Here is a 19,302-nt window from a genome sequence, read left to right as displayed (position 1 = left end):
CTTTCTTATCTTTTAAAAAAAGCTAACCAAAATGGTTAGCCCTTTTAGTAGCTCTATCCTGCATCCAACATATTAAATTGCGCTTTTACTAAGTTGTAATACTCGCCTTTTAGTTCCATTAGTTCATTGTGATTGCCTTGCTCTTTCACATTGCCATGGTCAAGTACAAATATTTTTTCTGCATCACGGATTGTTGATAAACGGTGAGCAATTATAATTGATGTCCTTCCCTTTAGCAGCGTTTTTAATGCCTTTTGAATTTTCATTTCTGTTTCTGTATCAATACTGGCAGTTGCTTCATCAAGAATCAATATTTTTGGATCTGCCAGCAATGCACGGGCAAAGGAGAGGAGCTGCCTTTCTCCGACTGACAAAATATTGCCGCGCTCTTCCACTTCAGTCAGATAGCCTTTTGGCAATTTTTCAATAAATGAATGGGCTCCGACAGCCTTAGCCGCTGCTACTACATCCTCCATGGTGGACATCGGGTTGCCAAAGCGAATATTGTCACTAATTGTGCCAGAAAAGATAAAAGTGTCTTGCAAGACGATACTAATTTGCGTTCGCAAGCTTAGTAACGATACATCTCGTAAATCCACTCCATCAATCGTGACCGCTCCGCTTGTCGGGTCATAAAAACGGCTGACTAAATTGGCAATAGTTGTTTTGCCTGATCCCGTGTGGCCAACAAGGGCAACAGTTTCTCCAGCCTTCATATCGAGATTAATTCCTTTTAGCGCTTTTCTTTCCCCATTATATGAGAATTCAACATTCTTGAATTGAATGCAGCCTTCTATTTGATTGAATTGCTGTGGATGTTTTGTTTCAGAAACTATTGGTTTTTCATCTAAATATTCAAAAATCCGTTCTGAGGATGCCATTCCTATTAGAAGCTGATTATAGACCATGCCAAGACGAGAAATAGGCTCCCAAAACATTCCTAAGTAAAAGGCAAAGGAAACGAAAACACCAATGGAAATCGTCCCTGCTTGAATTAAGTGAGCGCCATACCAGATTAGGACAGCAGTACCTACAGCATTTGTCATTTCAACAATCGGCCTGAACATCGCATTTTTTTGCGAAGCTACTCTCCAGCTTTCAAATGTTTCCGTGTTAACTCCATCAAAAAATTGCATATTCTCTTTTTGCTGATGAAATGACTGTGTGATTCTTATTCCTTGTATACTTTCATTTAAATGCGAATTTAACTTTGACTGCTTCAATCTTACAGTCTGCCATGATCTCCTAATATTCCTTCTTAATGATGTAGAGATAAAAAACATAATTGGAAGCAATATCATGATAGCCAGCGTTAATTCTGGCGACATGACGAATAGGATGACAAAAATGCCAATTAACAAAATGATATCCATTAGCAGGTTAATGACACCATTTGTAAACAATTCCTGCAGCGAGTTAATATCATTCATAATTCTAACAAGAATTGATCCTGCAGACCGTTGATCAAAGAACCGGTGTGATAAACTTTGAACATGTGTAAATAAATGCTTTCTTAAATCATAAATTACGCTTTGCCCTAATGTATTCATCCATTTTATTCTAAAATAGTTTGCAATATAGGAAATGACATAAAGGCCAGCGATGACTCCCACCAATATTATGAGCAAGCTCATATCCTTATCAACCAGTGCTTTATCCAGTGTATATACACCAATAATAATTGGAATGACCAATCGTATCGCAGTATTAATTAATACCATCATTATAGAAAGTGGCAACAACCCTTTTCCGTACGGCTTCATATAGCTAAAAAGACGCAGCATTTGTTTCCAGTTAAATGGCTTTTCTATCACTTCATCAGTTGAATATTGAAATCGATTATTTATAATTTCCTGCTTTTCATTTTTTTTCATCTTTGCCCGCCCCCCTAACCGCCAAATGCCTGCAGCACTTTTTCTTTATCTTGGTACTGAATCTCATAGATCCTCTGATAAGGTCCGTTATTGCTGACAAGTTGGTCATGATTTCCTCTTTCAACAATACGTCCCTCTTCCAGTACGAGAATTTGATTCGCATACTTTAATGAAGAAATTCTATGTGCAATGATGAAGGTCGTTCTACCTTTCATTACTTCCTTGAGTGCTCGTTGAATTTGAAACTCAGTTTCCATATCAACTGCACTTGTAGCGTCATCCAGGATTAAAATACTAGGGTTAATACAAATGGCACGAGCTATCGCAATCCTTTGCTTTTGACCGCCAGAAAGGCCCATTCCACGTTCTCCAAGCATCGTGTTATAGCCGTCTGGCAATTCCATGATAAAATCATGTGCCTGAGCTCGCTTGGCCGCATCGACGATTTCGTCCATAGTCGCTTCCGGCTTCCCAAATGAGATGTTAGCTTTTATTGATGACGAGAATAGGAAGGATTCCTGAAGAACAAAACCGATATTCCTTCGTAAGGTTTCTAAAGAATAGTCCGTTACACTTATATCATCAATAAGAACTTCTCCATTCGTTGCCTCGTAGAATCGCGAGAGCAGCCCAGTCAAGCTTGTTTTACCTGCGCCTGTTGAACCAATCAGGCCTGTCACACTTCCTTTTTTTGCTTCAAAGGAAATATCATACAAAGCACCTTGATCACCTTCTGAATACTTTAAATGAACTTGATTAAAGGTTACATTTCCATCAACACATGTTTTTTCTATCGGATTTTCTCTATCATAAATTTCATTTTCAGCTTCTAAAATTTCCAATAATCTCTCTCCAGAAGCTTTAGATTGCGAAAACAAATTTATCGTAAATCCTAAGTTCATTATCGGCCACATAATATAGCCTAATAAACTATAAAAAGCAACAAGCTCACCGAGCTGCAGCTGATTATCAATAACAAGATAACCGCCATAGGCCAACAGAAAAACGATGCTAAGATTCCCGATAAATTCCATCATCGGAAAATACTTCGCCCAAATTTTTGAAGTAAAAAGATATTTCTGCTTATAATCTCCGTTTGAATCATTAAATTTATTAATCTCAAACTCTTCTCTTGAAAGAGATTTTACCGTATGTATGCCACTTATATTTTCCTGTACCTTAGTATTTAGTTTTCCAAAGGATTTTCGTATATTTCGGAAAGCCGGATGGACCGCTTGATCAAATTTGTATGTAGCTACTGCTAGAAAAGGTAGAGTGATGAGAGTAACAATAGTTAGTGATAAAGAGTAATACATCATTACAGAAAAACTAATAACTACTAAGAGGAAAAAACGTATTAATTCTGAAAATCCAAAAGCGAGAAAAAAACGAAACCCTTCAACATCAGCTGTTAATCTGGACATTAAATCTCCTGTTTTAGCATTATCATAGTATTTAAAAGGAAGAAATTGCAGCTTCTCATATAATGTATTTCTTAATTTATATACCGATGAAATGCCAAATAAATCACCTGTATATTGGTGAATATATGTTGCTGCCCCTTTAATGGCCATAATAGCTATAAAACCTAATGCTAAATAAGGAATCCATTCATACTGGCCCTTTAAGACAACGTCGTCAATCGTTATTTGCAAAAAAATAGGATAAACAACTGTAATCGCAGTCACGATAATTAAAAAGCCAATGGACCAGAAAAAATAGCTTTTATATGGCCAATAATATTGCTTTAATTTTTTGAATGTTTCCATCCACATTCCCCCTCGAACATATATGTTTAAATCTTCGAAAAATTCAGGACGTAATATTAAATATAACGGGTTACGAAATAAATATCCAGTATTTTTACACAAATTTTAGCTTTTTTGACTATAAAGTTAGAGTAACAATTTTTATGAGGAAACAATTTAAGCTAAACCGTGAGGCTTTTTCTGTATATTTTACAGTTAAAGTAAGATATATATGAAGGGGATGGCTTTTTATTTTTATAACGAAGGCTAAAATTCAATTGATGTTCTATAAAAAAAAGCTAAGAAAAAATTCTTCTTAGCCATAGTTGATGCGATTATTCAGCTTTATTCATTTCATCTAGAACGCGATTTACACGTTTCGTTAGCATTTTCATACCGCTTCCGCCTGCTTGGAAGTGACGAAGAACGCCGTCTTTATCAAAAACATAGTAAGCAGGTACATATTGGTTTTCAAATGCTTCATTTAACTTATGTTCACTGTCAACATAGATTGGTTGTGTAATATCATGTTCAGCTGCTACCTTTTTAATTTGATCTAAATCTAAATCATCTTCTGAACGGGGCATATGAACAGCAATCACATTTAATTGGTCTTTGTATTCATCTCTGAATTCGTTTACTTGTGGCATTGCCTCTTTACAAAGATGACAGCTCACTGACCAGAAGTGAATTAATGTTGGTTTTTCACCAATTAATTGTTCCTTTGTTACTTCTCCGTTTAGCCATTCAGTTGCTCCTGTTAATTCTGGCATTGGTGCACGTAATTTCATGAAAATTCCCCTTCCGTTTTATATCTAATTTTCAAAAATAATGGTAGATATAATTTTTGGTTTATCTAATAATGTAAATTCTTCTTAGCTAAAGAAAAGGCCTAACAGCATATGTTAGGCCTTTTCTTATCAATCTTCAAAGGTTGATAAGACTCTATTTCTTATAGAGTTTTTTGACCTGGTTTCCAGTTAGCTGGGCAGAGTCCACCAGTTTGAAGCGCTTGAAGAACACGTAATGTTTCATCAACGTCACGCCCGATATTGTTATGGTTAACAACTGAGTACATTAATTCTCCCTCAGGGTTAATAATGTATAGTCCACGTAGAGCTACACCTTCTTCTTCAATAAGAACACCATAGTCACGAGATACAACATGGTTAGTATCAGCAGCTAGTGGGTATTTAAGATCTCCTAAACCGTTATCTTTACGATCAGTGTTGATCCATGCTAAGTGAGTGTGGATTGTATCAGTTGATACACCGATTACTTCTGCATCAAGATCTTCGAATTCATCATAGCGATCAGACATTGCAGTAATTTCAGTTGGACATACAAAAGTGAAGTCCATTGGATAAAAGAAAAGTACAGTCCATTTATCGTTTTTCATGTTTTCTTCTAGGCTTACTTTTCCAAATTCTTTGTTAGCCATTACTGCATCCATTTCAAATCTTGGCGCTTGTTTTCCTACCATACGTTCTGCCATGTTTAAGTCCCTCCATATGTGTGTATTAAACGAGAAATAATATGTATATTCTCATTTGAAACTTGTTCATCGATAATAATTATAACTTTATAGTGAAAACTAGTCAAGTTAAATGATAATTAATTTAAATAAGGAGTAATTCTAATTTATTCCCTATTTATCACTCTATTTAAGTCTATCAAAAACAATAGGAGATTGAAAATAATTGAGCATGATATTATTTTCCTTTATATGATAAATAACCTGTGATGAAGGAAATCGCCTTTTCGATTGCATCTTCCGTTGGAGAGAGCTTTGCATGATGGAGACCAAAAGCAGAGTCTACTCCAAGCCAAAACATAAAACCTGGAATTTCTTTTAACATATAGCCAAAGTCTTCACCAGTCATCGCTTCTTTACATTCAATTACATTCATCTTTTCATCAGCTCTAGCAAATTCCATTAATTCCTTCGTCAATTCTTCATTATTATAGACTTGATGATACATACATCCGTAGTCAATCTTTGTTTCACATTCATATCCGACCTCTACACCTTTTACGATTGCCTCAATCCTGCTTTTCACTTTAACCATTGAATCTGGTGATAAGGTGCGAATAGTCCCTTCTATTCTTGCGTTTTCCGCAATGATGTTTTGTACAGTTCCTCCTGTGATCTTACCAACAGTAATGACAGCGCTGTCCAAAGGATCAACATTTCTAGAAATGATGGATTGCAATTGACCAACTAATGAACAGGCCGCAATAATCATATCATTTGTTTGATGCGGATAGGCAGCATGTCCACCCTTCCCTTTTAAATCAATAAACAGCTCAGAAGTATTGGCAAACAATAATCCTTCTTTTACTGCTATTGATCCAACAGGATATTCTGGTGCGATATGAAGAGCCATAATCATATCAGGCATCCACTCTTTCATTATATCAGATTGAAGCATCGGTGCAGCTCCGCCAGGTCCTTCTTCGGCAGGCTGAAAAATAAAAAGCAAATCATCGTTAATAGGATGGTAAACAACATGTGATAATACGCCAAGCGCGATGGCCATATGAAAATCATGGCCACAGGCATGCATGCGGTCAGTATGTACAGAAGAAAATGACAGGCCGGTTTCTTCAATAATTGGAAGTCCATCAATATCTGTTCTATATCCAATGGTTTTACTTGGATTCGCCCCTTTAATTTTAACAAATATTCCTGTTTTCCATGTTTTGATTTGTAATCTTTCCTGTGGCAAAGAATAGATATAATCCAAAAGATATTGCTGTGTTTTAAATTCTTGAAAACCAAGTTCCGGAATTTGATGAAGTTCTCTGCGAATATTAACAAATGGGCTGACAATTGACATATTTTATACCTCCGCTAAGAATAAAAAGCGCGGACACCAATTATCCACGCTTCTTACATGTATTAAAGAGAATAAGCTTAATAGAATGCTCTAGCTTAAAGCTGGCGAAGCTCCTGTTTAATCTCTGTTTTAGATTTAGTTTTTTCGTCAATTTCTTTAATCACTTTTGCCGGTGTCCCTGCAACAACAGTATATGGAGGCACATCATCAATTACAATAGCGCCTGCTGCCACAACCGCACCTTTCCCGACTGTAACACCTTCTAATACAACTGCGTTCGCACCGATAACTACATCGTCTTCAACTACAACTGGCTTAGCAGATGGCGGCTCGATTACGCCAGCAAGAACTGACCCAGCTCCAATGTGGCAGTTTTTCCCTACTGTTGCTCTTCCGCCCAACACAACATTCATATCAATCATTGTACCCTCACCGATAACTGATCCGATATTAATGGATGCACCCATCATAATAACCGCATTATCTCCAATTTCTACTTGATCGCGAATAATCGCACCCGGCTCAATGCGCGCTTTAATATTTTTCATATCCAATAATGGAATTGCAGAATTTCTGCGATCGTTTTCTACTACATAATCTTCAATTTTTTCTTTGTTCGTTTCAATCGCTTCACTTATTTCCGCCCACTCACCAAAAACTACGCCGCTATTACCGTTAATGAAAGCTTGCGCTGAAGAACCGAAATGAATTCCTTCTAAGTCTCCTTTTACATATACTTTTACTGGTGTTGACTTCGTGCTATTTTGAATAAAAGAAATAATTTCATTTGCGTCCATCATTTTCATCTATAATTCCTCCTATGTATATATCAACAATATATTTTATGTACAGCTAGAATTAATTTAACAAACTACAGCAGTGAAAACAAGTATTTCATTTCACCTGCTCTTCTTCAATATGCTCTTTTATTAGTTCGACAAACGCTTGTACTTGTTTTAGTTGAAATGCAGACTCATAACCAAGAAGCCAAGTATCCCTTTTTATTGGTAAATTATCCTCATCAAGCAGTGGGATCTTAAAAATATTCTTTTCTAAACCGTTGAGTGTAATGGCAGGCAGGATGGCATATCCAATGCCGTTAAAAGTCATCTGTTTGCATGTTTCTATTTGATCAACCACAATTGTCCTTTTTGGTGGAGTTTTGAATTTTCTTAGCCACCAATCCTGAATTTCTTGATAATAGTTAGAATCGCTTTTAAATTGAATGAACGGACGGTCTGTTTCAAGAATTTGTTCCGTTTCTTCAATTTCTGTATCAACTAAATATAAGCTATCTTTGAATAAGGGAATTTTCACACCTTTCCAGTCAGGTGTTCCACGTATGATGCCAATATGAACATGATCTTCATACAAGGATTTTAATATTTCACTGCTCCAACCTGTCACAAGTGAAATCTTTGCTTGCGGATATTTTTTTACAAACTTTTTTAACACTTGAGGAAGCCAATTTTGACCAACAATAGACGCCACCGCTATCTTCAGTGTGCCATATACTTCCGAATTCAATGCCTGAATAGACTCTTTAACCTTCTCTTCACCTGAGATTACTTCATTGACAAATTGAATAACGATTTCTCCTGCTGGTGTTAATGATAAACCCTTTTGTGAACGAACAAAAAGCCTGCTTCCCCATTCCTTTTCTATATTTTGCAATCTTTGCGACAATGCAGGCTGTGATACAAACAGCCTTTCAGCTGCTTTCCTCATATTCATTTCCTGAGCCAACACTGAAAGCAAATGAAACTCAGATAGTGAAGCCATTTTTATGCACCTCTGATCTTACCGATATTTAAAATTCATATGTAAATTTCATTGTAAGCAAAATCAAGCCCCCATTGGTTATGGGAGCTTCAGTTAATCTTACCTTTTCTTATTGTTGTGCAAATGCTTTTGCAATTGGACAAGTAAGGATCTTCTTGTTAAAATCCCTTCAAAATACCCTTCATCATCTTCAACACAAATAAACGGATGATCAACTAAGAGGCCTGTGGCGTTTTTAAGTGAACTGTTAACATTGAGGCGCGGAATTTCTGGATTCATGAACTCCTCCACCCTTTTTTCTTCCAGTTTATCAAACTCTATTCTTTGTAGCCCAAGGATGGATTCCATAATCATAGGTGTGCTTATTAAACCATGGAGTTTATAGTGGGGATCTAGTACAGGAATTGCAGTATATCCGCTTTTTGTTAAGACCAATAAAGTATGCTCAAGGTTATTGCCAATTTGTACATGGGCAACACGTTCAGAGGGAATTAGTAAATCCTTAATATTTATTTCTAAAAATTCATCGCTATGGAGACTGATCATATTGAAAACTCCTCAAATTTAATGATTTGCATTCAATTTGATTTTACCACAGTTTTCACCGGTCTGCCTTACTTTTGATTTACTATCCCTTACTTGTTTCAATGTCGCGGCACACAAAGTGACAATGCGGACATTCAAAAATTACATTTTGATTTGATTGTGCAGTGAGCACATTATTTAATTCTGCTTGTTTATGGCAGTTTGGACAAATGACTTCTGGTATCATCATATCACCCCTTTTTATTAATCTTTCCTCAGGAAAGAAAAAATATGAGATGAAATAAAAAGAGCCTTTTTAAAGGCTCCTATGTAAAAAAATTATTGAATTAGATCAAATACTTCAATTGTAATCATATCAATATTATCGAATTGATAACGTTTTGGCTTTTCTTTATCGTTGTATACTTCCAATTCGAATGTTTCATTTTTTGGGTGGTAAGTTACCTGACATTTCCTTTCGCCATTCACCTCAAAAAATCTTTGCATTGGTTCACTTCCATTTGATTGTTCCTGTAAATTTTTTAATCGAGTTAATATGCCTTGAAGCTGTGACATGCTTTCTCTCCTTTCCAAAACAAACCCTATACCTTTATATAGGTTTCTCTTTAGGCATGTTTCTATCCAAAACTAAACAAAAATATATGATTTAAATCAAGTTTTTTACATACCAATATTAACAGGATAAATTAATATGATATCATTACACAAGTAAAACCATAAAAAAATAATTATTTTTTTCTTTAAAAGACTATTGTTATTAATGAAAATTATTGGAGGTTAGATGAATGAAACCAATCGTCGTATACACTCAGCCGGATTGTCCGCCTTGTGAAATAACCAAAAAGTTCCTATCAGAATATAATTTTGAGTTTGAACAAAAAAATATAAAAACCGATAAGTCCGCAATGAAAGAATTAACAGAGAAGTATCAATCCTTTTCCACACCAACCATCGTTATTGGAGAAGAAGTGATTACTGGATTTGATCTTGAGAGGTTAAAAGCTGTATTGGAAATTAAATAAATAGCCAATAAAAAAGTGGCCAGACATTGGCCACTCCTTTTTAAGTCAAAATGCAAAAAACCATGTTAATAATACGAGCGCTAAAAAGAATATCAAGTAAGCCAAAAATACCGGATTGGCCAAATATGGCCTTCTCTCAACCCCATCAGGCAACTCAGAATCAAATTCTTGATTTCCAGTCTTATCTTTCATCACAGACCTTGTCGAAAAATATGAAAAAGCCAGTATAGCCAAAACAATGACAAGCAGGACAATTAACCAACCACCCATTGTATATTCACTCCTTTTTGCAATGACTGCTATTTTTAGCATTGCTCGGGTAACAGTGAATTATTCTGGATGATATTGGCGATTATAATGCATCTTGTTCATAAAGAAAATGGTAGGATATATCAATGAATAAATAATCCGTTTCTGTTAAAGGATATGAAAAAGTTCGAATGGACTCACCTGTTTCAATATCTGTATATAAATCAGACAATATTCCCTTTTTATTTGTTTTCATTCTCATAATATTTGCCAGGAAATACGGGCGCCAGCTCCAGTTTTTATCCATATACTCCTGCTGAACACTCCAATTGTTTATCCCCTTAAATATATTGGGTGATACTTGGAATCCCTCCTCATCACAAATATATAAACGAAAAGCAGCATCTTTCAGCTTTTGGGCAAGCATGGTTAAAAAAGCCTCTGTTCCTTCTTCTTTATTATACTTATGCAAAAAGTCAATCATCGTATGATTAAAGCTTTCAGTGATTGTATATATAGAGGCGAGCTTTTTTTTCTCATAAACAATAAATTGATGGCATTTATCCTTTAATTTTTGTTTTAATATATCTCTATCAACAAAGTTTTCCTCTGATTTATGCAAATACGGCCCTTGATAATACCTTCCTCCATTTCTCCATGCAAATTGGAGCTGGTAGTCCATTTCAATATTTTCAAATAATAATGTTGATCCAATCTTTCTTGCTAACATAGAAAGGGTATATAAAAGTTCATTGTAGTTATGATTTACCGCTGATGATCGTAATGCTTGAAGATCGATTTTTAAAATATTTGGAGCCAATTGCCCAATTCTATCCAAATAGCTAATATCTTTCCCTAAATCTTCAATCGCAATTTTAATGCCGTATGTACGATAATAATTGATAAAATGATCTAAGTGGTCAAAATCGCCAATTGGGTTTTTTTGAGAAATTTCTATGACGATTCTATTAATGGAAATTCCTTTTTTTTCATACTCCAAAAGAATTCCCAAAAGATGCTCGCTATCTTGCTTCATTAATAAATCAGCATTTCTCTTAATGAACAATAGCACATCTTTATCGAGAGTAATCGCTTTATCCAAAGCCTTTACTAAAATGATATCGTCCAGCTCCATCCGATATTCTTCAGGAATCGATTCATCTAAGAAAAATGGGCCTAAGCTCTCTATCTCCTCTTTTCTTCTATATGTGCCTAATACCTCATAACCGATAACCCTATGCTCATCAGCACTAAAAATAGGCTGAAAATAGGGAACGACATTATTTAAATCTGACATAATTTCTAATGGATCCATCACTCGCACCCCTAATTTACTTTCTGTTATAAATACCTTCAACCAGCAGGGTTTTCCCCTTCCCACTGATGGATTATACGGACAGGTCTTCTTTTTCCTTTTCACTTTTAACCGCTGAACTTTGAGCTGTTGTTACTGCCCGTTTAAAGAATAAAATGAATATTCGATACCCAATTATACCATATCCACCCTTTTCATCAATTTACACTCTATTTTAATCATTCGTTCTTATTAGCAACACATTTTGGGAATGATGCTATGTATCTGCCATAAAATAGAAACAATACGATCTACTTCTTTTTCATAGTTTATTTTGGTAGTATTAGATTGAATCTTTAATAGATTGGCTGGTAAACATACATGGAAAAAAAAGTGACAAGACGAAAATTTATTAAACGCACAATCGGTTCTTTATTTTCTGCAGTTATTGCAGGTACTGGCGGATATTATTATGCTCGTGATATAGAACCAAAATTTTTACAGATTAATGAGCATACCATTAAACATGCTGCTATTCCTCCCAACTTTCATAATCTCACAATTGTTCAATTCAGTGATACCCATCTCGGGTTTCACTATGATTTAAATCAATTAACAACGCTTATAAAAAAAATTAATTCATATAGTCCAGACTTAATATTTTTTACCGGAGATTTAATGGATGAGCCTAATAAATACGAAGATATTGAACAAATACCGGGAATTTTAAGTGAACTAAAGGCAAGTATTGGAAAGTTTTCAATATACGGAAATCATGATCATGGCGGCTATGGATCTGATATTTATCGTACGGTAATGGAGAAATCTGGTTTTGACCTCCTTCTAAATGAAAGCCGTAAGGTCGAAAAGAATAGCGACACCATCTATATTTCCGGTATAGATGACGCAATGCTCGGAAAGCCCGATATTCAAACAGCAGTTGCTAATATTCCTCCCGAATCATACAATATTTTACTTTCACATGCGCCAGATTTAGCTGACACAGCGAAAAATTTTCATGTTAACCTTCAACTAAGCGGGCATAGCCACGGCGGACAAATTCAACTCCCTTTCTTCGGAGCACTCGTAACTCCTCCTTTTGGTGAAAAGTATTATGAAGGCTTTTATGAAATAGGCGAGGAAAATCCGATTACTGTATATGTTAATAGAGGAATTGGGACAACTAGACTTCCTTTTCGATTTCTTTGCCGTCCTGAGCTCACTATCTTTACACTTCAATCTGAGAGTTGACAATGTCTCCCCTCAGATTGAAGTGTTTTTTTATCGTGCGACTTTAGTTTTTCTTTAAATCATGTTCAACTTTCAGCCCTAATGCATATAAATATGACTAATTATTTCAATTTAAAGGAGTGAGCATATGTATCATATTGTACTGCCAGGAGAATCCTTATCTATTATTGCAAAAAACTTTCGTGTACCTTTAGCAAGTATTTTAGCGGCTAACCCAACTATTACAAATCCTTCAATGATTTACGTAGGACAAAGAATTCTTATCCCCGGATTGCCAGATCCAAATCAAATTCCTTATCAAATTATCGTTTCAAAAGGTGGAAGAACACTTACTTTATATATGAATGGAGTTGTCCAAAAAACGTATCCAATTGCTATTGGAAAAATGCTGACGGAAACTCCAAGTGGAGAATTTGTAATTGTCAATCGGCAACCGAATCCAGGAGGTCCATATGGAGCTATGTGGCTTTCACTTTCAAAGGCTGGATACGGAATACATGGAACAAATAATCCCTCATCTATTGGCCAGTCTGTTTCAAAAGGATGCATTAGAATGCATAACCATGATGTACTTGAGCTGGCTCGTATTGTTCCAAACGGTACAAAGGTGATCATCCGTCCTTAGATTTAAATATACGGCAATATGTCGATTGAATTTAACTGGTGCAGCAAAATATACTTTTGTATTTTTCTAAAAAGGGGTATAATTAACACTATATACGGTTTTATAATATGAAAGGAGACTTACCATTGAATTCTGAATGCAATGAATACCCTCAATTACAGCCAACGGTTGAAAACCTCTCTCAAGCACTCTTCACCGTTAACCGTCATGCAAAAACTGCACCAAATCCAAGATTTCTATATAAGGTTAAGCATGATTCCCTTCAAAAATTATTAAAGGAAGGTAAAGCGAAAAAAATTGGCCTTCATTTTTCTCGCAACCCTAAAAATAGTCAGCAGCAATCTGATGTTTTGATCAAGTGTGGAAGATATACTTTTCATTTGCCACCTTCAAAAGAGGATTTTACTGCATTGCCACATTTAGGAAAATTGGACCAATCTGTAAGAAATCCGCGGACATCACTTTCTTTAAACCAAGCGAAGAAGCTGTTAATGAATTATACTGGCCTGAAAGAAGATCAGCATGAACCTCCACAAAGAAAAAAACACCGCTACGAAAAACCTGTGTTCAAAAAACTTGGAGAAAGTTATTTTTAAAAGAAAAATGACAGATTTCCTCACACCATGTATCCTATTCAATCAGTGGGGGCATACTGCCCGTTAAACTGCGATAAACCAAAGGAATTAAGCAAGGAGCTGCCTCTAAAGCACCTCCTTTAAGAAAAACCACGAGATGTGATAAAACCTCTCGTGGTTTTTGCGTATTTTGGACGATTCTATCTCTTTGGAGTGACGGTTGGCTGCCACTACCTTCTAAAATTATGGGCTAAGCCCAAGCTCCATATGCACCTTTTGGTGACCTTTCAGATGATAAGCAGGCTGTCTGCTTCCTTGATAAGCTTCGAAGAAGAGATTGTCAGTTAATCCATTCACCCTATCGTTGATCATAGGCACAATATGATTTTCTGAAATGAATCAGAACTTCCTATTGTGCATTAAATAGAAAAAGAAGCTGAACCTCAAAGGAGTCATTTTTATGACCCTTTTCGGACAACTCCTATACTTATTTAACATGAACATCAATCATCTTGACAAGCTCTTCAATTTCCGGTTTGCTGACTTGTGCATCCGCACCTACCATCTGCCCCTTATGTCTTAAATCATCTGTTATTAATGAAGAGAATATGATAACAGGCACTTCCTTCAATGTTGCATCTTCTTTTATTCGCTTCGTTAAGTGATGACCGTCCATCATTGGCATTTCAATATCTGTAATAACAATCTGGACCTTTTCCAGAATTGAGCCTTCTTTTTTTGCAGCGGAATGTAAATAATCAAGACAATCACTGCCATTTTCAAAGAATGTCAGATTACTAAAACCTGCTTCATTTAATGTCACCTTTAACAATCGTCTCAACATAGGAGAATCTTCCGCGATGACAATTTTTTTCATTGAACGTTCTCTTTCACCTAAACTTTGCATTTTATCAATTGTAATTCCTGCTTGCGGATTTATATCTGTAATGATTTTTTCAAAATCCAGCATCAGAATCATTGAATGATCCATTTTAATAATCCCTAAGACAGGATTATCTTCCCCTTGGTACATGTCAGATGCTTTTTCAATCTGACTCCATGAAATACGGTGAATTTGAATAACATTATGTACATGGAAAACAAATTTTTGCTGATTAAATTCAGCAACAATAAATTTTTCATGGTCTGGCTCATTGGACTGCGCCGTGTTTAATGTCCTTTCTATGCTTATAACTGGTAGCACTTCGCCCCGGAGCTCCATTATACCTAATATATGGGGATGCGCATGAGGTATGGGTACAACTGAAACAGGATTAATAATTTCTCTTACTTTATTTACATTTATTCCAAATTTATTGGGACCCATAGCAAACTCAACTATTTCAAGCTCATTTGTTCCGCTTTCAAGTAAAATTTGATTTATTCCGCTCATTTCTCATTTCCTTCCTGTATCTTTATACCTATAAACAAACTATAAAAAAACCATCCATTATTTATATCGGCAAATAGATAAAATAATGGATGGATAGAAGAAAATTAATATTCAGTTTGCGGATTTTCTTTTATTCTTAAATGGACAACCAAGCCGATAATGGTAAGGATAATTAACGAGCCCATTCCTAATCGGCTCGCAATATTGCCGTATTCAGCAAACACAAGCGTAATTGTCCCAAATAATAATGGGCCAATGATTGATGAAACCTTCCCAGAAAATGCAAACAGTCCAAAGAATTGTCCTCTTTTATCTTCCGGTGTCAAATCGACGATATACGTTCTCGTCGTCACCCACATCGACCCAAGCGCAATGCCAAACATGCTGCCGGCAATCCAGAACATTAGCTCATTAATGGCAAATGTGCCAATGATCAATGCCACAAGTAATAGTACTCCGACATATTTTACCGCCCTGTTTGCTCCGACCGCTTTTGTTATATAACCAAAGATAAATGACCCAATAATGCTGGAAATTGTAGATACGAGATACAATAGGATAAATTGGCCTGCAGAGAAACCTACAATTGTCGTCGCGTATGGGGCCATCATCGCGATCGTGGTGGCTATCGCGTCATTAAGGAAGAAATAAGCAATCATGAACGTAAAAATCGTTTTATGAGACCTCATTTCCTTAAAGGTTTTATAAATTTCCTTATATCCAGAAATAAAAGATGATTTTTCTGCTGCTTTTTTAGGCTTATCTTTTACAAAGAAAAATAATGGCAAAGAAAAAACAAGAAATAATATTGCTGTCGGAATAAAAGCACGATGAAAATCTCCGTCTCCCACAAATAGGTAGACACTTAGTCCAAGCAATGTCCCTAAATATCCAATTGCTACACCAAATCCTGAAATGAGCGGGATTTCCTCCTTCGCTCCTAAATCTGATATCATAGAATCGTAGAATACTAAGCTGGAATGAAAGAAAAACTTTGCGATAATAAAACATAAAATAACTAACGCAAGAAAAACAGGTAAACCAAAAATGGTGCCATTCAACCCGGACATGGCGAATACACCCATTAAAGCAGTCGCTGCTACAGAGATGATTGTAAAAATAATAATATATTTCTTCTTTCTGCCTGTACGGTCAATCATGACACCGAACAGCGGGCTAAACAGCACAAGAAAAAAACTCGCTAAAGCATTGGCATAAGCGATGAAAGTGTTAGCAACTTGTTTAAGAACCTCATTGTTACCTACGACTTCTTGCATATAAAATGGCCAAAAAATCGTATTGATATTTGATGAAAAGATCGTATTGGCAAAATCATAAAACGCCCATGACATAATTGGCAATGTTAAATAAAGCCGCCATGAGCCAATTTTCGCTTTCTCCTTCTGTGCCGATTTTTCTAACTCCATTGACATTTTCCCCTCTCCAATAATCAAAACGCGTTTTGTAAATATTTGTTTGTATATACTACTTTTCTTACATCATACCATTTATTGCCTAGCTTTTTATTTAATTTTTGTAAATATTAAAATCACGTATTTAGGGTTTTATAGAATGATTATCTCTTGTAAAATAAGCTTATTGCTATGTGAGGTGAAAATGTTGGAACATTTAATTAATAAGAAAGTACAAAGCATTGAAATTTCTGGAATTAGAAAGTTTTTTAATATGGTCGCTGGAACAAAAGGGATGATTTCACTAACGATTGGCCAACCTGATTTTCCAACACCAGCGCATGTTAAAAATGCCGGAAAACGCGCGATTGATGAAAACTTTACAAGCTATACTCATAATGCCGGAGAGATGGCATTAAGAAAAGCAGCTTGCAGCTTCGTAAAAGAAAAATACAATCTCTCCTACCAGCCAGAGACAGAGGTGATTGTTACTTCTGGGGCTAGTGAAGCCATTGACATTACTTTAAGGACCATTTTGGATGAAGATTGTGAAGTAATTTTGCCGGGACCAGTATACCCTGGATACGAACCGATTATTACGCTTTGCGGCGCTACAGCAGTCCATGCTGATATTACGAAAAATGATTTTCGAATGACAGCAGAGTTAATCGAGAAGCATTTAACAGCGAAGACAAGGTGCATTATTCTTCCTTACCCTTCTAATCCGACAGGTGTAAGCTTATCAAAAGAAGAGCTTGAAGATATAGCTAACCTAGTAAGAGGAAAGGACATATTTATTTTAGCCGATGAAATTTACAGCGAGCTAAGTTTTGACGAAGTTCATACTTCGATTGCCACCATGTTAAAGGAACAAACAATTGTAATCAACGGGCTATCTAAATCACATTCTATGACGGGATGGCGCATAGGGCTGTTATATGCACCAGAAACAGTCGCTAAACATATTTTGAAAGTCCATCAATACAATGTTACCTGTGCATCATCTATCTCACAGATGGCCGCACTGGAAGCATTAACTATAGGAAAAGATGATGCAGTGGCGATGAAGATAGATTATAAAAAGCGCCGGGATTATGTTTACGATCGTTTATTGAATATGGGCTTTGAAGTAGTAAAGCCTAATGGCGCTTTTTACTTTTTTATAAAAATGCCGGAAAGCGCGCTAAATTCCTTTGATTTTGCTCTTTCACTTGTAGAAAATGCGGGTGTAGCTGTTGTTCCTGGCAGTGCTTTTTCCGCATATGGTGAAGGTTACTTTAGAATTTCCTATGCCTATTCAATGGAAACGCTTGAGGAAGCTTTAAATCGAATGGAAACATACTTAGAGAAAATCTAAAAATAGGTTCTGTAGTTTTCCTCTGCAGTCGCTCGCTTTTTCGCGGCAGGTCATCTAGCCTCTTCTACGCATTGCGATGCCCGAGGGGATTAATGGCATACAAAGGATAAAACTTTAATTGATAATAAGGAATGCTGAATTTGGAGAGGTGTCTGCACGACTCTTGCGGGAAAGAAGGGGGACAGTAAATGTACTGAATAGGCTTTTTCAGCTTTGCAATCGTTGCTTTTTCAAAGCAGTGCCCATTTTAGCTCTTTTTTCTGTTTTCGGGCACTGCTTTTACGAAGCATACTTGACGCTCGGACACTCTCAGGGAACGAACAGTAAACCTTGGAAAATTCCAATCCTCATCAGCTTAAAAGTCTGCCTATAACCAGGCAGACTTTTATTTATCTTTCCCAATACTTATATAATGCTTGTGTACCGCTGTTTTCTTCTCCAGCAGCAGCAAGCTTGGTATAAAGGTTTTTTGACAACGTTAATCCAGGTGTATCCATTCCCATCGCATCGGCTTCTTCTAAAGCTATTTTCATATCTTTAATAAAATGTTTAATATAAAAACCAGGATTAAAGTCCCCAGAAGTCATCCTTGGCGCCAAATTGGATAATGACCAGCTTCCAGCTGCACCAGTTGAGATACTTTGAAGCACCTTATTCGTATCAAGCCCAGCTTTTTCAGCATACACAATCGCTTCGCATACACCGATCATATTGGAGGCAATCGCTATTTGGTTACACATTTTCGTATGCTGTCCAGCACCTGCAGCACCTTGATGAACAATGTTTGCTCCTAAATGTTTCAATATTGGCTCAACTACTTTAAATGCTTTATCACTTCCGCCAACCATGATGGAAAGCCTTCCTTCTTTTGCACCAATATCCCCTCCTGATACGGGCGCATCGATTGCATAAATATCCTTCGCTATTGCCTCATCAGCAATTTTCACTGCCAAGGTTGGTGTAGATGTAGTCATATCAATTAAATATGTATGCGGTAAAGCGTTAGCAATTAACCCGTTGGTTCCTAAATAAATTTCCTCAACATCAACAGGATACCCAACCATTGTTATAATCACCTTTGCTTGTGTCGCAACTTCTTTAGGTGAACTTGCCCAAACAGCCCCTTTATCCAATAAGTCTTGTGCCTTCTCCTTCGTTCTCGAAAAGACGACAACAGGATAACCAGCATTTAATAAATGTCCTGCCATGCTTTTCCCCATCACACCTGTTCCAATAAATCCAATCACAACTTTGTCCATCCAGTCCTCTCCTCACATATACAAAATACAGAATATTATTTATTTTAGCATGTCTATCACATACTTTAAAGATGG

General features: G+C 36.2%; 20 protein-coding genes. 5 read left to right on the top strand and 15 right to left on the bottom strand.

Translation table 11 applies throughout. From position 1 onward, the window contains the following. Positions 1–53: 53 nt before the first annotated feature. The 10 genes from CWS20_RS26790 to CWS20_RS26750 form a co-directional block, all read right to left on the bottom strand. Positions 54–1,874: an ABC transporter ATP-binding protein gene (locus CWS20_RS26790; RefSeq protein WP_066196775.1), complete on the bottom strand. Its 1,821-nt coding sequence runs from the start codon at positions 1,872–1,874 to the stop codon at positions 54–56. 14 nt (positions 1,875–1,888) lie between these two features. After that, positions 1,889–3,643 carry an ABC transporter ATP-binding protein gene (locus CWS20_RS26785; RefSeq protein WP_066196773.1) on the bottom strand — a complete coding sequence of 585 codons (1,755 nt, stop codon included), beginning with the start codon at positions 3,641–3,643 and terminating at the stop codon, positions 1,889–1,891. A gap of 314 nt (positions 3,644–3,957) precedes the next feature. Next, positions 3,958–4,413: a TlpA disulfide reductase family protein gene (locus CWS20_RS26780; protein ID WP_066196771.1), complete on the bottom strand. Its 456-nt coding sequence runs from the start codon at positions 4,411–4,413 to the stop codon at positions 3,958–3,960. Between the two features lie 161 nt (positions 4,414–4,574). Further along, the gene (locus CWS20_RS26775; RefSeq protein ID WP_066196769.1) at positions 4,575–5,117 is read right to left on the bottom strand and encodes a peroxiredoxin; all 543 of its coding nucleotides are present in this window, start codon (positions 5,115–5,117) and stop codon (positions 4,575–4,577) included. A gap of 217 nt (positions 5,118–5,334) precedes the next feature. Beyond that, positions 5,335–6,462: an N-acetyldiaminopimelate deacetylase gene (locus CWS20_RS26770; protein WP_066196768.1), complete on the bottom strand. Its 1,128-nt coding sequence runs from the start codon at positions 6,460–6,462 to the stop codon at positions 5,335–5,337. 95 nt (positions 6,463–6,557) lie between these two features. Next, the gene (gene dapD, locus CWS20_RS26765; RefSeq protein ID WP_066196767.1) at positions 6,558–7,268 is read right to left on the bottom strand and encodes a 2,3,4,5-tetrahydropyridine-2,6-dicarboxylate N-acetyltransferase; all 711 of its coding nucleotides are present in this window, start codon (positions 7,266–7,268) and stop codon (positions 6,558–6,560) included. Positions 7,269–7,356: 88 nt separating this feature from the next. Further along, complete coding sequence (ccpC, locus tag CWS20_RS26760; RefSeq protein ID WP_066196765.1) at positions 7,357–8,244, bottom strand: transcriptional regulator CcpC; 888 nt, start codon at positions 8,242–8,244, stop codon at positions 7,357–7,359. A gap of 99 nt (positions 8,245–8,343) precedes the next feature. Next, positions 8,344–8,790, bottom strand: coding sequence for a cyclic-di-AMP-binding protein CbpB (gene cbpB, locus CWS20_RS26755; protein WP_066196764.1), 447 nt, complete (start codon positions 8,788–8,790; stop codon positions 8,344–8,346). Positions 8,791–8,872: 82 nt separating this feature from the next. After that, positions 8,873–9,019, bottom strand: a complete 147-nt coding sequence (locus CWS20_RS28895; protein WP_241198887.1) for a ZPR1-type zinc finger protein — start codon at positions 9,017–9,019, stop codon at positions 8,873–8,875. 89 nt (positions 9,020–9,108) lie between these two features. Beyond that, positions 9,109–9,345 (bottom strand): YkuJ family protein, encoded by a 237-nt coding sequence (locus CWS20_RS26750; protein WP_066196763.1) that lies wholly within the window; start codon positions 9,343–9,345, stop codon positions 9,109–9,111. 230 nt (positions 9,346–9,575) lie between these two features. On the opposite strand from CWS20_RS26750, the gene CWS20_RS26745 reads away from it, so the two are divergent. Beyond that, the gene (locus CWS20_RS26745) at positions 9,576–9,812 is read left to right on the top strand and encodes a glutaredoxin family protein (protein ID WP_066196760.1); all 237 of its coding nucleotides are present in this window, start codon (positions 9,576–9,578) and stop codon (positions 9,810–9,812) included. Between the two features lie 45 nt (positions 9,813–9,857). Here CWS20_RS26745 and CWS20_RS26740 read toward each other — a convergent pair whose 3' ends face one another. Continuing rightward, on the bottom strand, positions 9,858–10,082 hold the full coding sequence (locus CWS20_RS26740) for a hypothetical protein (RefSeq protein ID WP_066196758.1): 225 nt from the start codon (positions 10,080–10,082) through the stop codon (positions 9,858–9,860). Positions 10,083–10,164: 82 nt separating this feature from the next. Then, entirely contained in the window at positions 10,165–11,376 is a 1,212-nt protein-coding gene (locus CWS20_RS26735; protein WP_066196756.1) for an EAL domain-containing protein, read from the bottom strand. A gap of 360 nt (positions 11,377–11,736) precedes the next feature. Here CWS20_RS26735 and CWS20_RS26730 point away from each other — a divergent pair, with 360 nt between their 5' ends. From CWS20_RS26730 to CWS20_RS26720, 3 genes are all read left to right on the top strand, one after another. Further along, positions 11,737–12,606, top strand: coding sequence for a metallophosphoesterase (locus tag CWS20_RS26730; protein ID WP_066196754.1), 870 nt, complete (start codon positions 11,737–11,739; stop codon positions 12,604–12,606). Positions 12,607–12,733: 127 nt separating this feature from the next. Further along, positions 12,734–13,231: a L,D-transpeptidase family protein gene (locus CWS20_RS26725; RefSeq protein WP_066196753.1), complete on the top strand. Its 498-nt coding sequence runs from the start codon at positions 12,734–12,736 to the stop codon at positions 13,229–13,231. 107 nt (positions 13,232–13,338) lie between these two features. Next, positions 13,339–13,827: a YkyB family protein gene (locus CWS20_RS26720; protein WP_162840979.1), complete on the top strand. Its 489-nt coding sequence runs from the start codon at positions 13,339–13,341 to the stop codon at positions 13,825–13,827. A 466-nt stretch (positions 13,828–14,293) separates the two neighbouring features. Here CWS20_RS26720 and CWS20_RS26715 read toward each other — a convergent pair whose 3' ends face one another. After that, positions 14,294–15,199 carry a chemotaxis protein gene (locus CWS20_RS26715; RefSeq protein ID WP_066196749.1) on the bottom strand — a complete coding sequence of 302 codons (906 nt, stop codon included), beginning with the start codon at positions 15,197–15,199 and terminating at the stop codon, positions 14,294–14,296. A 104-nt stretch (positions 15,200–15,303) separates the two neighbouring features. Further along, positions 15,304–16,626, bottom strand: a complete 1,323-nt coding sequence (locus tag CWS20_RS26710; protein ID WP_066196747.1) for an MFS transporter — start codon at positions 16,624–16,626, stop codon at positions 15,304–15,306. 193 nt (positions 16,627–16,819) lie between these two features. On the opposite strand from CWS20_RS26710, the gene CWS20_RS26705 reads away from it, so the two are divergent. Beyond that, on the top strand, positions 16,820–17,968 hold the full coding sequence (locus CWS20_RS26705; RefSeq protein ID WP_066196745.1) for an aminotransferase A: 1,149 nt from the start codon (positions 16,820–16,822) through the stop codon (positions 17,966–17,968). Between the two features lie 389 nt (positions 17,969–18,357). Here the strand turns inward: CWS20_RS26705 and CWS20_RS26700 are convergent, their stop codons facing one another. Next, entirely contained in the window at positions 18,358–19,227 is an 870-nt protein-coding gene (locus CWS20_RS26700; protein WP_066196743.1) for an NAD(P)-dependent oxidoreductase, read from the bottom strand. Between the last annotated feature and the right edge of the window lie 75 nt (positions 19,228–19,302).

Source organism: Cytobacillus horneckiae, from assembly GCF_002835735.1.
GTDB lineage: Bacteria > Bacillota > Bacilli > Bacillales > Cytobacillaceae > Cytobacillus > Cytobacillus horneckiae.
The sequence above is the reverse complement of the archived record's forward strand: the minus strand, read 5'-3'. Positions and strand labels throughout refer to the sequence as shown.

What these genes read in the sequence shown, in the direction of transcription:
- CWS20_RS26790 (WP_066196775.1), bottom strand. Translation starts at nt 1,874, where the DNA reads ATGAAAAAAAATGAAAAGCAGGAAATTATAAATAATCGATTTCAATAT.
- CWS20_RS26785 (WP_066196773.1), bottom strand. Translation starts at nt 3,643, where the DNA reads ATGGAAACATTCAAAAAATTAAAGCAATATTATTGGCCATATAAAAGC.
- CWS20_RS26780 (WP_066196771.1), bottom strand. Translation starts at nt 4,413, where the DNA reads ATGAAATTACGTGCACCAATGCCAGAATTAACAGGAGCAACTGAATGG.
- CWS20_RS26775 (WP_066196769.1), bottom strand. Translation starts at nt 5,117, where the DNA reads ATGGCAGAACGTATGGTAGGAAAACAAGCGCCAAGATTTGAAATGGAT.
- CWS20_RS26770 (WP_066196768.1), bottom strand. Translation starts at nt 6,462, where the DNA reads ATGTCAATTGTCAGCCCATTTGTTAATATTCGCAGAGAACTTCATCAA.
- dapD (WP_066196767.1), bottom strand. Translation starts at nt 7,268, where the DNA reads ATGAAAATGATGGACGCAAATGAAATTATTTCTTTTATTCAAAATAGC.
- ccpC (WP_066196765.1), bottom strand. Translation starts at nt 8,244, where the DNA reads ATGGCTTCACTATCTGAGTTTCATTTGCTTTCAGTGTTGGCTCAGGAA.
- cbpB (WP_066196764.1), bottom strand. Translation starts at nt 8,790, where the DNA reads ATGATCAGTCTCCATAGCGATGAATTTTTAGAAATAAATATTAAGGAT.
- CWS20_RS28895 (WP_241198887.1), bottom strand. Translation starts at nt 9,019, where the DNA reads ATGATGATACCAGAAGTCATTTGTCCAAACTGCCATAAACAAGCAGAA.
- CWS20_RS26750 (WP_066196763.1), bottom strand. Translation starts at nt 9,345, where the DNA reads ATGTCACAGCTTCAAGGCATATTAACTCGATTAAAAAATTTACAGGAA.
- CWS20_RS26745 (WP_066196760.1), top strand. Translation starts at nt 9,576, where the DNA reads ATGAAACCAATCGTCGTATACACTCAGCCGGATTGTCCGCCTTGTGAA.
- CWS20_RS26740 (WP_066196758.1), bottom strand. Translation starts at nt 10,082, where the DNA reads ATGGGTGGTTGGTTAATTGTCCTGCTTGTCATTGTTTTGGCTATACTG.
- CWS20_RS26735 (WP_066196756.1), bottom strand. Translation starts at nt 11,376, where the DNA reads ATGGATCCATTAGAAATTATGTCAGATTTAAATAATGTCGTTCCCTAT.
- CWS20_RS26730 (WP_066196754.1), top strand. Translation starts at nt 11,737, where the DNA reads ATGGAAAAAAAAGTGACAAGACGAAAATTTATTAAACGCACAATCGGT.
- CWS20_RS26725 (WP_066196753.1), top strand. Translation starts at nt 12,734, where the DNA reads ATGTATCATATTGTACTGCCAGGAGAATCCTTATCTATTATTGCAAAA.
- CWS20_RS26720 (WP_162840979.1), top strand. Translation starts at nt 13,339, where the DNA reads ATGAAAGGAGACTTACCATTGAATTCTGAATGCAATGAATACCCTCAA.
- CWS20_RS26715 (WP_066196749.1), bottom strand. Translation starts at nt 15,199, where the DNA reads ATGAGCGGAATAAATCAAATTTTACTTGAAAGCGGAACAAATGAGCTT.
- CWS20_RS26710 (WP_066196747.1), bottom strand. Translation starts at nt 16,626, where the DNA reads ATGGAGTTAGAAAAATCGGCACAGAAGGAGAAAGCGAAAATTGGCTCA.
- CWS20_RS26700 (WP_066196743.1), bottom strand. Translation starts at nt 19,227, where the DNA reads ATGGACAAAGTTGTGATTGGATTTATTGGAACAGGTGTGATGGGGAAA.